The 14,392-nt window shown below is 51.5% G+C and carries 14 protein-coding genes; 7 read left to right on the plus strand and 7 right to left on the minus strand.

Going from position 1 to position 14,392, the window contains the following annotated elements; genetic code table 11:
- Positions 1-71: 71 nt before the first annotated feature.
- From BN8_RS25675 to BN8_RS25685, 3 genes are all read left to right on the plus strand, one after another.
- Complete coding sequence (locus BN8_RS25675) at positions 72-1,709, plus strand: sodium/sugar symporter (RefSeq protein WP_009284867.1); 1,638 nt, start codon at positions 72-74, stop codon at positions 1,707-1,709.
- 88 nt (positions 1,710-1,797) lie between these two features.
- Positions 1,798-2,664 carry an inositol oxygenase family protein gene (locus tag BN8_RS25680; RefSeq protein WP_009284868.1) on the plus strand — a complete coding sequence of 289 codons (867 nt, stop codon included), beginning with the start codon at positions 1,798-1,800 and terminating at the stop codon, positions 2,662-2,664.
- Between the two features lie 101 nt (positions 2,665-2,765).
- Positions 2,766-4,166, plus strand: a complete 1,401-nt coding sequence (locus BN8_RS25685) for a high affinity choline transporter 1 (RefSeq protein WP_009284869.1) — start codon at positions 2,766-2,768, stop codon at positions 4,164-4,166.
- Here the strand turns inward: BN8_RS25685 and BN8_RS25690 are convergent.
- The 7 genes from BN8_RS25690 to ybeY form a co-directional block, all read right to left on the minus strand.
- Complete coding sequence (locus tag BN8_RS25690; protein WP_009284870.1) at positions 4,117-4,569, minus strand: NUDIX hydrolase; 453 nt, start codon at positions 4,567-4,569, stop codon at positions 4,117-4,119. The two genes, BN8_RS25685 and BN8_RS25690, sit on opposite strands and share 50 nt — an antisense overlap.
- Positions 4,570-4,650: 81 nt before the next feature.
- Positions 4,651-5,157 carry a Dps family protein gene (locus tag BN8_RS25695; protein WP_009284871.1) on the minus strand — a complete coding sequence of 169 codons (507 nt, stop codon included), beginning with the start codon at positions 5,155-5,157 and terminating at the stop codon, positions 4,651-4,653.
- A gap of 153 nt (positions 5,158-5,310) precedes the next feature.
- A complete protein-coding gene (lhgD, locus tag BN8_RS25700; protein WP_009284872.1) occupies positions 5,311-6,507 on the minus strand; it encodes an L-2-hydroxyglutarate dehydrogenase in 1,197 nt (398 codons plus the stop codon).
- Between the two features lie 87 nt (positions 6,508-6,594).
- Entirely contained in the window at positions 6,595-7,866 is a 1,272-nt protein-coding gene (locus BN8_RS25705; protein WP_009284873.1) for a hypothetical protein, read from the minus strand.
- Between the two features lie 121 nt (positions 7,867-7,987).
- On the minus strand, positions 7,988-8,935 hold the full coding sequence (locus tag BN8_RS25710) for a CPBP family intramembrane glutamic endopeptidase (protein WP_009284874.1): 948 nt from the start codon (positions 8,933-8,935) through the stop codon (positions 7,988-7,990).
- A 172-nt stretch (positions 8,936-9,107) separates the two neighbouring features.
- Complete coding sequence (locus BN8_RS25715; RefSeq protein ID WP_009284875.1) at positions 9,108-9,437, minus strand: YegP family protein; 330 nt, start codon at positions 9,435-9,437, stop codon at positions 9,108-9,110.
- A gap of 54 nt (positions 9,438-9,491) precedes the next feature.
- Positions 9,492-9,905: an rRNA maturation RNase YbeY gene (gene ybeY, locus BN8_RS25720; RefSeq protein ID WP_009284876.1), complete on the minus strand. Its 414-nt coding sequence runs from the start codon at positions 9,903-9,905 to the stop codon at positions 9,492-9,494.
- 125 nt (positions 9,906-10,030) lie between these two features.
- Between ybeY and BN8_RS25725 the strand changes: the two genes are divergently transcribed.
- The 4 genes from BN8_RS25725 (at position 10,031) to bioA (ending at position 14,358) form a co-directional block, all read left to right on the plus strand.
- Complete coding sequence (locus tag BN8_RS25725; RefSeq protein ID WP_009284877.1) at positions 10,031-11,056, plus strand: quinone oxidoreductase family protein; 1,026 nt, start codon at positions 10,031-10,033, stop codon at positions 11,054-11,056.
- 181 nt (positions 11,057-11,237) lie between these two features.
- Positions 11,238-12,374, plus strand: coding sequence for an aminotransferase class I/II-fold pyridoxal phosphate-dependent enzyme (locus BN8_RS25730; RefSeq protein ID WP_040006528.1), 1,137 nt, complete (start codon positions 11,238-11,240; stop codon positions 12,372-12,374).
- 81 nt (positions 12,375-12,455) lie between these two features.
- Positions 12,456-13,097 carry a dethiobiotin synthase gene (gene bioD, locus BN8_RS25735; protein ID WP_009284879.1) on the plus strand — a complete coding sequence of 214 codons (642 nt, stop codon included), beginning with the start codon at positions 12,456-12,458 and terminating at the stop codon, positions 13,095-13,097.
- The gene (gene bioA / locus BN8_RS25740; RefSeq protein WP_009284880.1) at positions 13,036-14,358 is read left to right on the plus strand and encodes an adenosylmethionine--8-amino-7-oxononanoate transaminase; all 1,323 of its coding nucleotides are present in this window, start codon (positions 13,036-13,038) and stop codon (positions 14,356-14,358) included. Before bioD ends, bioA begins: the two co-directional genes overlap by 62 nt.
- Positions 14,359-14,392 lie beyond the last annotated feature (34 nt).

Genomic DNA, 14,392 nt, shown 5'->3' on the forward strand with positions numbered 1-14,392 from the left:
TTTTTATGAACAGACACGGTAGATTGCAATAGTATCTTCTTTTTGTTCTGAAGATAAGTCCTGCCGTATCTATGAACCACCTTGCCTTTGCCGATTACGTTGTTTTTTTCATCTACTTCATTGTTGTTGTCAGCTACGGCTACTGGGTATATCGACGCCGGAAAACGGCAGAAACAAACACTAAAGATTTTTTCCTGGCCGAGGGTTCACTAACATGGTGGGCCATAGGAGCCTCACTGATTGCCTCCAATATTTCGGCCGAGCACTTTATTGGTATGGCCGGTTCAGGGTTTGCGATGGGACTGGCCATATCGTCCTATGAATGGATTGCAGCCGCTACGCTGGTCATCGTAGCCGTGTTTTTCATCCCCATCTACCTGAAGAATCAAATCTATACCATGCCGCAATTCCTGGCGCAGCGGTACAATGATACGGTCAGTACCATTCTGGCCATTTTCTGGCTGATTGTCTACGTACTGGTCAACCTAACCTCCATTCTTTACCTAGGAGCCATTGCCATCGAATCGCTGGCGGGCATTTCGTTCAATACGTGTACCATCGCGCTGGCCGTTTTCGCCATTTTCATTACGTTGGGCGGCATGAAAGTGATCGGCTATACCGACGTTATTCAGGTCATCGTGCTGGTGTGCGGTGGTCTGGTCGTTACGTATCTGGCGTTGCAACTGGTAGCGGATAAAATTGGCGGCAGTAGCGTTTGGGATGGCTTGCAGGCTCTCCATCAGCAGGCCGACAGTCATTTTCATATGTATCTTGAGAAAGGCCATCCGTACTACGACGATCTGCCGGGTATGTCGTTGGTGCTGGGGGGTATGTGGATCAACAACCTGTCGTACTGGGGCTGTAATCAATACATTGTTCAGCGGGCATTAGGGGCGGATCTGAAGACGGCCCGCAGCGGTATATTGTTTGCTGCTTTCCTGAAGCTGATGATTCCGCTTATTGTGGTCATTCCGGGTATTGCCGCTTTCGTGCTGTTCCAGAATGGGACGTTCCAGCAGGCCATGACTGACGTCAACGGCACCGTTAAGCCCGATCAGGCGTATCCGGTGCTGATGAATTTACTTCCAACCGGTATGAAAGGTTTGGCATTTGCGGCTTTGACAGCGGCCGTTGTGGCGTCGCTGGCGGGTAAGTGCAATTCCATCTCGACCATTTTCACCCTCGACATTTATAAGAAGTTTTTCGATAAGAACGCATCCGAACAGAAGCTGGTCAATGTAGGCCGAATCGCCGTCGTGGTTGCGTTTGCGATTGCCATTGTGGTCGCTCCACTCCTCCGTTCGTTCGATCAGGTTTATCAGTACATTCAGGAATACACCAATTTCATTACGCCCGGCGTCTTTGCTATTTTCCTACTGGGTTTATTCTGGAAGCGCACAACGACAAAAGCAGCCTTGGCGGTCGCCATTTTGACGATTCCGTTCTCTACGATACTGAAATTCTGGCCGGAAATTATGGCTGCTGTGGGTGTAGAAGCCGACCCGATTCCTTTTCTGCACCGGACGATGTGGGTATTCTGCATCGACGTAGCGATGATGGTGCTCATTACGTTGACCGACTCAGCCGGTCGCCGAACTGCCAAGGGCTTAGCGGTCGACCAGCAGATGTTCCGCGTCACGCCCTCGTTCGTTGCCGGGTCAATAGCGATCCTGGGCATTCTAACGGTCCTTTATACAGTCTTTTGGTAAGCCTTTGCGCCCCCTGCGTAAGCTCTGTACCCTTTGCGTTTAAAAACCAATTGATAATTAGTAAGTTTACAAACAAAAATTGACCCTCATGACAGCACATACCCCAACCGAGCATAGCCCGCTAGCCAGCCTTGAGCAGTGGGAAGACGATCTGCTGACCCGCTATCCGGAACCAGAGCACAAGGCGAAGGAAGAGTACCGTAACTACGACAATCCTGGTCGCGATACGGTGCGCGAGTTCTACCGGCTTAACCACAAGTACCAGACGTACGACTTCGTCATGGAAAAGGAGCGCGAGTTCCTGAAATTTAATAAGAAGGAAATGCCGGTTTGGGGTGCTATGGAGTTCCTCAATACGCTGGTAGATGACTCCGACCCCGACATTGAACTTGACCAGTTGCAGCACCTGCTCCAAACTGCCGAAGCCATTCGCGCCGACGGTCATCCCGACTGGTTTGTCTTAACGGGCTTCCTGCACGACATGGGTAAAGTGCTGTGTCTGTTCGGCGAACCGCAGTGGGCGGTTGTGGGCGATACGTTCCCGGTTGGTTGCGCACACTCAGACAAGATTGTTTACCCGGAGTTCTTCGCCGACAACCCCGATACGTACGACGAGCGTTACAACACGAAGTACGGCGTTTACGAACCAAACTGCGGGTTGAAGAACGTACACATGTCGTGGGGCCACGATGAATACCTGTACCAGATTACAAAAGACTACCTGCCCGAGCCGGCGTTGTACATGATCCGCTATCACTCGTTCTACGCCCAGCACCGCGAGCACGCGTACGAACACCTGATGGACGATCATGACCGGGCGATGTTCGAGTGGGTGAAGAAGTTTAATCCGTACGATCTGTACTCAAAGAGCCCGAAGCCGCCGGTCGTTAGCGAACTTAAGCCGTACTACGAAGACTTGATCGCGAAGTACCTGCCTGCAACGGTTCGGTTATAATTTTCTCTAAACGCAGAGGAACGGAGCAGGCGCAGAGGCCACAGAGTTATTTCTCTGCGATCTTTGCGCCTGCTCCGTTCCTCTGCGTTTACACAGCTATCATGCTTCTTCTATTCATCACCCTCTACCTGCTTTCCAACATTGCCATCGGTGCGTGGGCGGCCCGGCGCGTAACGACCTCGCAGGATTTCGTGCTGGCCGGCCGACGGTTGCCATTAGTACTAGCGGCATCCGTTACGTTCGCGACCTGGTTCGGCTCCGAAACGATCATGGGCGCTCCGGCTATGTTCGTGGAGGGGGGTGTTCCAGCCGTTATTGAAGAACCGTTCGGGTCGGCGCTGTGTCTGTTTCTAGTTGGGGCGTTCTTTGCCCGGCCGTTGTATCGACTGAACATCACCACGTTTTCGGACTACTTCAACCGACGTTTCGGGCGGTCGGCGGAGTTGTTGTCGGCTATCATTGTCATTCCATCCTACTTCAGTTGGATAGCGGCCCAGTTGATTGCCATTGGCATTGTTCTGAACGTCGTGACTGGCATAGAGCGGGAGTACTGCATTTTGTTCAGCGCCCTGATCGTGATGATCTACACCCTGCTAGGCGGAATGTGGTCAATTTCGATAACTGATTTTTTCCATAACCTCATCATCGTTATTGCCCTGGTTGTGCTGGCCGTAATGCTCTGGCAGGACGTTGGCAGCTGGAAAACGATTGAGCAGCGCACACCGCCCGGCTTCTTCCGGTTCCTGCCTCACAATACGTTCAAAGACTGGATTGAATACCTTGCCGCCTGGTTTACCATCGGCCTGGGATCGATTCCGCAGCAGGATATTTTTCAACGCGTGATGGCGGCTAAATCAGAAGATACGTCGGTGCGGGCGTCGTATCTGGCATCGGGACTTTACCTGACAATTGCCATGTTGCCACTGTTCATTGCCTTAAGCGCCAAAATCCTCCATCCCGATTTACCTGCCGACAACCAACTGCTTATCCCGAATATGGTGCTACGCCATGGTAACTTATTGCTTCAAATTCTGTTTTTTGGCGCTGTTACGTCAGCCATTCTAAGCGTATCGAGCGGGGCGATTCTGGCTCCGGCAACCGTCTTTGGCGAAAACATCGTCAAGTTTTTCAAACCTAACTTAACCGATCAGGCTTTACTACGTACTATTCGCTGGGCCGTTGTGGTCATTACGGTCATCTGCGTCTGGATGAGTACCGCCCGCGACATGAACATTTTTGACCTAGTCGGTGAGTCGTCGGCGTTTAGTCTGGTATCACTGTTTGTACCGCTGCTGGCAGGCATTTATTGGAAGCGAGCCAACCTTATCGGGTGCCTGGCGTCTATCGGGCTGGGCTTTGGCGTCTGGCTTATCTGCATCTGGCTGAAGACCGAATACCCACCGATGATGTACGGGCTTCTGGCCAGCGCTGTTGGTATGGTTGGCGGCAGCCTTATTCAAAATAAGCCTGTTCAATCCGCCCAACATAGCCTAAGTCAATAGCACTATCGAACCACTCCTGGATATGTCGGCCGACATTCGGGTATAGGTGTAGGTTATCTACTTCGTCGAGCGGTTTCCAAACCACTTCGATAGCTGATGTTTCGGCAGGATTAAGCGCTGGCTCACCTTGCAGGTTACTGGTGGCAAAGACAATATGCAGTACATCGTCACTACGTTGTGATAACAGCATCTCGCCGGCCAGTACCATCGCTCCAATATCGGCAGTTACACCCAATTCCTCCTGCAACTCGCGTGCGACAGTCTGCGGCAACGTTTCGTTCCGATCAGGATTTCCGCCCGGCAAGGCAAACACATCATGACCACCGTAGCGATAATGCATCAGTAAAATTTCTGTAACTACTCCGTTGGAACGCCAGATCAGGGCGCTGGGACGAACTTTCATACGTAACAAACATACGAAGGGCGGGCTTCTCTTCAGCTGTCTGACCGAAAAGGAACCCGCCCTCCAAGCTCTTTTTTTAGTTTAGGCAACCTCACGCGAGGCTTCAAACAGGAACCATATCCGCTGCTCAGCTTCGTCGATAAAGTTTTCCAGTAAGCTGGCCGTCGCTACGTCCTTGGCATCATCGGCCGCTTCGTGCGCGTTACGCATGTTCTGCGCCAACTTCTTGTTTTCTTCGACCAGATCAGCCAGCATATCGCGGGGCGCTACAAAGTCCTCATCATTGTCCTTGACACGCTGCAATTGCGCTACGTGAGCCACTGAGCGGATCGTGTTGCCACCAATTTTCCGGACCCGTTCAGCCAGCGGGTCAATCGTTGCAATGATCTGGTCGGCCTGCTCGTCGAGCAGTAGGTGGTAATCTCGAAAATGACGCCCCGAAACGTGCCAGTGGTAGTTTTTCGTCTTGATATACAAGGCAAACAAATCGGCGACTAGCCGATTCAGCGATTCGACAACCTTCTCCCGGCCTGATTCCTCTAAATCGGAAGGCGTGTTCAGTACGTCAACTTGATTGATAGTGTTCATGGTGCGTTATGTGATTTTGGTTAAAACTTGGTCTTAAGCAGAACTTGATTTTCGGATCAATGTTTTGATGTTTTAAACGCAAAGAGCGCAAGGTTTACGCAAGGGGCGCAAAGAACGTAAAGTTTTTCTTTGCGCCCCTTGCTGTGAAAAAAATCAGAACCGCGCCAGCACCTTTTCTGAAACCGTTTGCCCGATGGATAGCGACGACGTAGCGGCCGGCGAAGGAGCGTTACAAACGTTAATGGCCCGTTCGCTTTCCAGAATAGCAAAGTCGTCCAGCAAACCACCGGTACGGTCACAGGCTTGCGCCCGAACACCCGCGCCCCCATTTTCCAGATCGGTTTCCCGAATTTCAGGAATCAATGCCTGCAAAGCCTTGGTAAATGCTGACTTTGAGAACGAACGGTACATTTCGCCCAGACCCGTTTCCCAGTATTTGGCCGCAACTTTCTGAAAACCTGGCCAGGTGAGCGTCTCAAATAATTCTTTTATATCAATGTCCGACTTATGATAACCTTCCCGCTGAAACGCCAAAACAGCGTTAGGGCCGGCCTCCACGCCCCCGTGGATCATCCGGGTGAAATGAACGCCCAGGAAGGGAAAGTTGGGGTCAGGAACCGGATAAATCAGGTTCCGAACAAGGTAGTGTTTTTCGGGCCTGATCTTGTAATACTCCCCCCGAAACGGCACAATCCGCAGATCAACGCCACCGGGCTGCGTAAGCTGCGCAATCTTGTCAGAATACAATCCGGCGCAGTTGACCACCAGTTTGGTTTCATACCGTCCTTTATTCGTCACGACGATGGACAGGCTAGTACCAGGGGTTACCTGCTCGACCCGTTCGTTAAGGCGCAGTTCACCGCCCAATGCCTGAAATCGTTCGGCGTATTTTTCGCTGACCTGCTTATAATCGATGATACCGGTCTGCGGCACAAACATGCCCGCTACGCCATTGACATGCGGTTCAATCTCCCGCATTTCGGCCAACGTCAGTTTGCGCAATCCACCTAAGCCATTCAGCTGTCCTCGTTCGTACAGCGTGTCGAGCTGGCTAATTTCCTCCTGCTTTGTGGCGACGACAATTTTACCGCAAAGCTCGTAGGGAATACCTTCCTGATCACAGAAATCGAGGAGCATTCGGTAACCACGAATGCAGTTGGTGGCTTTCAGGCTGCCGGGCTTATAATACAATCCAGAATGAATAACTCCGCTATTATGGCCGGTCTGATGGCGGGCTACGGCCGGTTCTTTTTCGATCAGAACGACGCTCAGGCCGGGTCGTTGCTGCTTCAGTTGCAAAGCGGTGGCCAAACCTACAATACCTCCGCCGATAATAATTACGTCTGTCATGCCAAAACGGCTAGTTGCCAACCACAAAGGTACGGGTTTGTCGCCAACGACGTAGCGACGGGAAGCGCCCTCCTGTAGTGATCCGTACTATTTTAACTGCCCCTCAATCCAATCGAGCCCACGACTATAGAGCGCTTTGGCAAAGCGAACCCTATTATCAAAATCGGCGTCGTCGCTGTGGCCAGTCCGTAAGAACTGGCGAACCAGCCGGGCATTGTCGGAAGCCTGCGGATGAGGGTGGTGCGTTTCGGATTCGGTACGAAACTGGGCAAAAGCAGGCAGGTCAGCATCGAAGTGCTGATAGAACAGATGCCCTTTTGGTGTCCGTACGGCACAGAGCACTCCACTCGCCCGGCTTGTCGATGGTGACAGTGAGCCTTCCAAACCACGTTTGAGCACAATGGCCGCATCAAATCCCGCAATCAGCGCTAGTTCAGCCATTTTGAGCTGGTAGGTAATATGGAATACCGACGTTACCAGGATCTGAGCGTGGCAGGGATTGAGTACCTTTTCCAACGTAGCCAGAAACGGTCGTTTGATGATTGTCCGTCGCCGATCCACCCAACGGTTGAGCGCGGGCGACAATGCTTTCTGATCGAGCACCCAGCCAAAGGGCTCGAGGGGCGTATCAAGTTCGTGGTTGCTTTGCAAAAACTGACACCCCAGATGCATATACAGATCATGGGCGTTGAGTGTGAATTTCGGGCCACCCGATCGTCCCACAAGCGACACAGCACCATATCCCCGCTGCTGAAAAAATTTAGCCAGAATGGGTGTAATGAGGTATCCATTCTCAACCCCATCGAAGGGCTCAGCCAACTGGACCAGCGGCCGGTCGGCGCAACTAATGGGGCCAAATCCCGGCGAAAAGGTTGATTCGGCCGCTTCCATCAGCCCCTGGTACTCGTCATTCGTTTCGTGCCGAACGCGCATAATGCTGGCCGCCATACCCCGGAAGCTCTCGCAATTGCCCTCCCCAAACAGATAATCACCCAGTTGACGGGCTTCACTAACCTGGAGCAAATGCCCACGTACCAGTTTGGTGGCAATCGGCAGTAAACCAACCGGTAGCTCAGGGCATACTTTGTTGATGAAAAACGTAGGATGCGAAAACGCTCCTTTCCCGATAACGTCCTCCAGTGTACGTTCGTCCGGCGTCGGCCCTTTAGCCAGCAAAGCGCCCAGGAAAGCCCCTCGCTGCAACGGGTGTGTTGATGGATCGGACAGCGCCGACCGACATTCGGCCAGTAGATCAGGCGGCAACGGCTTACTACCGTATTTGCCAATTCCAATGTGTTTGATACCCCGGCCAAGCGGAGTGTCGGCTGGCGCGTCCAGTACCAGATCAAAGGTGGACATAGCGGAAAGCACAAATTGAAATGAACTCTCAAGTTAGAAAAACAATCCGTTATTGCCCGAAATACGCTACTTATTTAACGGTGTTTTTATTTAATAGCCAACTATTTACAACGAACCATCCCTACAACGCTGTTTGTAGAAAAGCCGCCAGTTCCATGCCCCACGCAATACCAATATGAATAAGTAATCCACCCCAGATGCTACGTGTGTACAAAGCCAGTACCCCCAGCAGATAGCCTCCGAACAGCGACGAAATAGTTTCGCCCAGCGGTTTTCCGAAATGAATGCTTGCGTAGCAAACCACCATAGGCAAAATAGCCCCTGGACCCAGAAACCGACTCATGCCAATAACCAGAAAGCCCCGAAAGACTAGTTCCGTAGGAATGAAATCCCAACCATAACACAATTCATAAACCAGGGCCGGAATCCATTCCGGTATGCCGAAGAACTCGTCGGCGTCGGTTCCGCGGTAGGTTGGATAGGACTCCAGAAAGTCAGGCTGAAAGGAGGCAATGGTAATGAGCGGAACCATCAGCGCCAGGAGCATGCCGTAAATGGCTAAGCCTTTGCGCTTCGGTACCATCCCGTAAAATCCACTCGGTTGCCGGTCGACAAATCGATAGAATAAATACAGCGGCAAGGCCACCGTTACGACCGAATGCAGGTTGCTGAGACATTTGTAGGCAAAAACGTATAGCTGCCCATCGAATAAGCGCTCACTCCAGGCAGCGTACCCGTAAAAGCCAGCGTAATACGAGTAAATCAGCAAACCGGTCAGGCTAAACGTCCAGAATTTCGGGTTACGCCATACATCCGGACGGTGGTTGAAATGGGTCCAGAGCCAGACCGCACCGTAGTACGATGTCGTGTATAAACCTGCATACATGAGCGGTCGCCAGGGGTTGGTCAGATCGCCGTCGATGTAGCTATCTTCAAGATCAACAGCGTAGTTAATCGCAATAAGCAACGTGATGTATAGCGCGGTCGCTACGTACAGATTAACTTTAAAATCAGCCTGAAACTGGGTACGCAGATCGCCCCATAAAGTACGGATGGGATTAAGGTACATAAATCATCTTGTCAACATTGTCGTCAGGTGGTTCAAATGTATCAGCCGCGGAGACTCACAACCACCCTTTTGTGGGTGAGCTGTCAATAATACCCGACGAATCTCCCGTGACGAACGTAAAAGCGTCAGTGTACACCTCCGTACACTGACGCTTTTACTTTACTGTGCGTGATTAAGCTTCTGTCACTACCTCCGCATCAGGAGCGTTTTTCTTAACCGATTCGATGCCGTTGTCCCGGCCACTTTCACTTTCGTACGTTTCGCTGGTTCCGATTACCTGACCATTACCCGCTTTGAGATTAAAACGAAATTTGCCGGACTCGGTGGTTCGGCGCTCATACCGGTCATCGTTGGGTGCATTTTTTTTGACCGATTCGATGCCGTTTTCGCAGCTGCTCATCGATGTATAACCCTCGCTAACCAGAATAACCTGGCCGTTGCCGGCTTTTAACTGAAACTGATACTCCCCATTCTTTCGGGTACTAATGACGAATTTGCCCATTACGGTAGCGTTTTTGTAGGATGAGATGGTGTTAATCCATATATGAAGCACTGATTACCAATTTTCTAACCACTCATCTTCCTTAGTCCGCATTCGCTGCACTTCCTCGTCAGTTTTATCCCCGTATCCGCAGAGATGCAGAAGACCGTGGGCCAGGACCCGGCGCATTTCCTGCTCAACAGGCAGGTTTAATTGCTTTGCATTATCGATCACACGCTCAACGCTGATGAAGATATCCCCCTCGATCTTGCTTTCTTCCTCCCGTTGGTCGAAGGTGATGATATCGGTGTAATAATCGTGCTGTAAATAGTCTCGGTTGACCTGAAGCACGTATTCATCGGAGCAGAAGATATAGTTTAAATCACCCACGGCATACCCTTCGTGTTCGGCCTGCCGTTTAAGCCATTCACGGGTAATTTGTTTCTGAGGGAGTTTGTAATCAATATCTTCGTTGAAAAACCGAATCATAATTTATTGGACGTTGGATTACTGAAGGTTATCGTTGGACATAAGACCCGCGATGGCAAACCTGCTAACTGTTTACAACAGCAAGTCTAACGTCTTATATCCAATATCTAACGTTCAGCAACAAAATGAAAGCCATTCAACTACCTGCCATTCATCAGCCCGTTCAATTAATTGACATACCAATTCCAACACCACAGCCGGGCGAGGTCCTGGTTCAGCTTAAAGCTGCGGCCCTGAACCACCGCGATGTCTTTATTCAGCAAGGTTTATATCCAGGCATCAAACTACCCGTTATTCTGGGTTCCGATGGCGCGGGCGTCGTTGCAGAAGTTGGCCAGGGCGTTGATCCAGTCTGGAAAGGTCGGGAAGTAATGCTTAACTGTTCGCATAACTGGGGAAGTAATCCTAAATTCTACGGTCCTGACTTCAAAATATTTGGCATGCCTGACAACGGTACCTTTGCCGAGTATACAACCATCAACGCCCGCTACCTGCATCACAAACCCAATCACCTGTCGTTTGAACAGGCAGCAGCTTTACCGCTGGTTGGCGTAACAGCGTGGCGAGCCTTAATGACGCGGGCGGGACTGCACACAGACGAGCGGCACGAAAAAGTACTGATTACGGGTATTGGTGGCGGTGCCGCCCTCCTCGCCCTTCAATTTGCTGTTGCCGCCGGTGCCGAAGTGTGGGTTACGTCCGGCTCTGACGAAAAATTGGAGAAAGCCAAAGCACTGGGGGCTAAGGGGGGAGTCAACTACCTTCAGCCCGATTGGCTCAAAACATTGATGACCGAGACGGGCGGAGGCCGAGCTGGCTACTTTGACGTAGTAATCGACAGCGCGGGCGGGCCAGGTTTCGCTAAACTCGTTGATGCAGCCGCACCGGGTGGTCGAATTGCCATCTTCGGCGGCACAACCGGCAACATCACCGACGTAGTGGTACCTAAAGTGTTCTTTAAACAACTTAATATATTCGGTACTACCATGGGCACGGAACACGAATTCGCCGACATGGTATCGTTTGTTAAACAACACCAGCTTGTGCCCGTAATTGATGAAACGTTTCCTCTGGAAGAAACTGAACAGGCATTACGCCGAATGGACGAAGGGAAGCAGTTCGGGAAGATTGTATTGACGATAGCAGGGTAACAATATGCCGAACGTTTTGTTGCGGTCTAAGCCAGCCCGTTAAATCACTTTTTATTGGAAAATTAACACCTTACCATAGTTATCCACAGAAACTGTGTGGATAACTATGGGTTTATTCACATTTCTGGCTCTCCTTCTTCATATAATCCTCCTTCTTGCTAAGACGTCGTACCTTTGTTGTATGTTATCTTTTTCTACCTCGGTAACTACCCTACTGCGTCATCGCTTGGCAGACCGACAGCAGGCCGGGCTACTTCGGCAGCTCCGTACGTCGGATAGTCTTGTCGATTTTTGCTCGAACGACTACCTCGGCTTTGCGCGTTCAACGGCCTTGAAAGAGGCTATCCAACAGGCGGACCTTACGTCTGTGCACGACCGGACCGGGGCAACAGGATCGCGCTTATTGGCGGGTCATACCGTTCTTGCAGATGCCCTTGAGGCCGAATTAGCCAGTTTTTATCACACCGAAGCTGCTCTGGTTTTCAACTCCGGATACGATGCCAACGTTGGCCTGCTCTCGTGCTTGCCACAACGGGGGGATACGTTACTGACCGACGAACTCATTCATGCCAGTATGATCGATGGTGCCCGGCTTAGTTACGCCACGCGCCACCGATTCAGCCACAACGACATGAATGACCTGGAAAATAAACTTCGTCAGGCCACCGGTCAGGTGTTCGTTGCTGTTGAATCCGTTTATTCGATGGACGGTGATCAGGCTCCCTTACACGAACTGGTTGACCTGTGCGACCGCTACGGGGCCGCCCTGATTGTGGACGAAGCGCACGCAACGGGTGTTTATGGTCGTAACGGAGAAGGTCTGGTCGTTGCGTTTGGTTTGCAGGAACGAGTTTTTGCGCGCGTGCATACGTTCGGAAAAGGGCTGGGGGTTCATGGCGCGGCCGTTGTTGGACCAGCCGTACTACGTGACTACCTGATCAATTTTGCGCGATCGTTCGTCTACACAACGGCCTTACCTCCGCACAGCTTACTGGCTATCCGTTGCGCGCATCAACACATGCAGAACGAGTCAACGGCGCAGCAGGAGGTTCATAAACGGGTTCGTTATTTTAAACAAAAGGCTGACGAACGCCTACCCGGTACTACGTGGACGGACAGTGCATCGCCCATTCAGTGCCTTATCGTTCCCGGTAATGATAACGCCCGGCAAGTTGCAGCCAAGGCGCAGCAGGGCGGCTTCGACGTACGGGCTATTCTCAGCCCAACCGTGCCTGTTGGGCAGGAGCGACTACGGGTCTGCATTCACGCATTTAATACCGAGGAAGAAATTGACCGATTGTTGCACATTATACAATAAGTAGGCGACCGATGGCTCTAATGCACGTATTGATTTGCCCAAATCTGATACGTCCATACCATTCGTCTTCCAAACAGCTATATGTTAACAGCAAACAAATTCATCATTGCGGGAATTGGCACTGAGATCGGCAAAACAGTTACCTCGGCGGTGCTGGTCGAAGCGCTACAGGCCGATTACTGGAAGCCTGTTCAATCCGGCGCGCTGGAAGATTCCGATACCGAAACCGTGAAGCGGCTTATTAGTAACAGAACGTCACAGTTTCATCCGGAAGCGTACCGATTGCGCGAGCCGCTATCGCCCCACGCAGCGGCAGCCATTGACGGTGTTGTGATCGAAATGAAGAACATTACGCTTCCGCAAACCGACAATGCCCTGGTCGTTGAATTAGCCGGTGGCCTCATGGTACCACTCAATGACCGTGAGTTGAACATAGATCTTGTCCAACAGTTGGGTTTACCGGTTGTTCTGGTATCCCGCAATTACCTGGGCAGCATCAACCACACACTACTGTCGGTTGAAGCCTGCCGCAATCGAGGCATTACCATCATGGGCATTATCTTCAATGGGCCAACAGTGCCGGCTACCGAAACTTTTATTCTGAATTACACCAATCTGCCCTGTCTCGGCCGAATCGGGCAGGAATCAGCCATTACTACCGATGTTATCCAACAGTACGCTCAACAGTTCTCTGCCATCGTCAATCAGCCCCTCGCTCGCTGAACGGGATAAAGCTGTCATCTGGCATCCATTCACGCAGATGCAGACGGCTCCCTTGCCCATCCCCATCGTTCGCGCTGAAGGTTCCGTGCTTTATGGCGCTGACGGCCGGACGTATCTGGACATGATTTCGTCGTGGTGGGTCAATCTGCATGGTCATGCTCATCCCTACATTGCCGAGCGGGTATCCCAGCAGTTACGCACCCTCGAACATGTCATCTTTGCGGGCTTCACGCACGAACCCGCCGTTGACCTGGCCGAACGCTTACTGTCCATCCTGCCGGCCAATCAGGCTAAGGTGTTCTACTCTGATAATGGGTCCACAGCCGTTGAAGTCGCCCTCAAAATGGCATTTCAGTACTGGCATAATCTCGGTCAGCCACGCCGGAAAGTTGTGGCTCTGGACGGCGCTTACCACGGCGATACGTTTGGGGCTATGGCTGTCGGAGGACGTAGCGCCTTTTCGGCTCCATTTGCGCCGTTTCTGTTCGATGTCGACTACATTCCCGCTCCCGTTCCTGGTCAGGAAGAAACCGTACTTCAACTGGCCGAAACGCTGTTTACAGCAGACGTAGCCGCGTTCATTGCTGAGCCGTTGGTACAAGGGTCGGGTGGCATGGTCATGTACGAACCAGACGTATTAGATAAGCTGTTTCAACTGGCCAGACGTAGTGGTTCGCTGATCATCGCCGACGAAGTGATGACTGGCTTTGGCCGAACCGGTCGCTTATTTGCATCCGATTACCTACAGGAAAAAGCGGATTTGATGTGTCTATCGAAAGGCTTGACTGGGGGAACGATGGCTTTAGGCGTAACAACTTGCACACAGACTATATACGACGCCTTTCTTTCGGATGATAAACTCAAGACGCTGTTTCACGGGCATTCCTTCACCGCCAATCCGTTAGCCTGTACCGCTGCATTAGCCAGCCTGGATTTGACGTTGTCCGAAGAAACAAAGCTTAACCTTAAGCGTATCGGTGATCAGCACACCGCTTTCAGCCAAACACTGGCCCAGTCAAGCGTTGTGGCCAACGTACGACAGCGGGGCACCCTGCTCGCCTTCAATCTGGTAACAGAAGGCGCTACGTCGTATTTCAACAACATTCGCGATGTAGCCTACAACTTTCTTCTGGAAAGGGGCATTCTGATGCGGCCTCTTGGAAACGTTCTGTACTTGATGCCGCCCTACTGCACAAGCGACGAACAACTTCAGTATGCTTACGAACAGGTAGAGGAACTGCTGAAAGAACTCAGCCAGTGACAAATAACTCGCCACAGACTACGCTGATTTACAC

The sequence above is a fragment of the Fibrisoma limi BUZ 3 genome (assembly GCF_000296815.2).
Lineage (GTDB): Bacteria > Bacteroidota > Bacteroidia > Cytophagales > Spirosomataceae > Fibrisoma > Fibrisoma limi.

Bases quoted from the DNA above. Each gene is read 5' to 3' on its own strand.
- BN8_RS25675 (WP_009284867.1), top strand. From the start codon at position 72: ATGAACCACCTTGCCTTTGCCGATTACGTTGTTTTTTTCATCTACTTC.
- BN8_RS25680 (WP_009284868.1), top strand. From the start codon at position 1,798: ATGACAGCACATACCCCAACCGAGCATAGCCCGCTAGCCAGCCTTGAG.
- BN8_RS25685 (WP_009284869.1), top strand. From the start codon at position 2,766: ATGCTTCTTCTATTCATCACCCTCTACCTGCTTTCCAACATTGCCATC.
- BN8_RS25690 (WP_009284870.1), bottom strand. From the start codon at position 4,569: ATGAAAGTTCGTCCCAGCGCCCTGATCTGGCGTTCCAACGGAGTAGTT.
- BN8_RS25695 (WP_009284871.1), bottom strand. From the start codon at position 5,157: ATGAACACTATCAATCAAGTTGACGTACTGAACACGCCTTCCGATTTA.
- lhgD (WP_009284872.1), bottom strand. From the start codon at position 6,507: ATGACAGACGTAATTATTATCGGCGGAGGTATTGTAGGTTTGGCCACC.
- BN8_RS25705 (WP_009284873.1), bottom strand. From the start codon at position 7,866: ATGTCCACCTTTGATCTGGTACTGGACGCGCCAGCCGACACTCCGCTT.
- BN8_RS25710 (WP_009284874.1), bottom strand. From the start codon at position 8,935: ATGTACCTTAATCCCATCCGTACTTTATGGGGCGATCTGCGTACCCAG.
- BN8_RS25715 (WP_009284875.1), bottom strand. From the start codon at position 9,437: ATGGGCAAATTCGTCATTAGTACCCGAAAGAATGGGGAGTATCAGTTT.
- ybeY (WP_009284876.1), bottom strand. From the start codon at position 9,905: ATGATTCGGTTTTTCAACGAAGATATTGATTACAAACTCCCTCAGAAA.
- BN8_RS25725 (WP_009284877.1), top strand. From the start codon at position 10,031: ATGAAAGCCATTCAACTACCTGCCATTCATCAGCCCGTTCAATTAATT.
- BN8_RS25730 (WP_040006528.1), top strand. From the start codon at position 11,238: ATGTTATCTTTTTCTACCTCGGTAACTACCCTACTGCGTCATCGCTTG.
- bioD (WP_009284879.1), top strand. From the start codon at position 12,456: ATGTTAACAGCAAACAAATTCATCATTGCGGGAATTGGCACTGAGATC.
- bioA (WP_009284880.1), top strand. From the start codon at position 13,036: ATGTTATCCAACAGTACGCTCAACAGTTCTCTGCCATCGTCAATCAGC.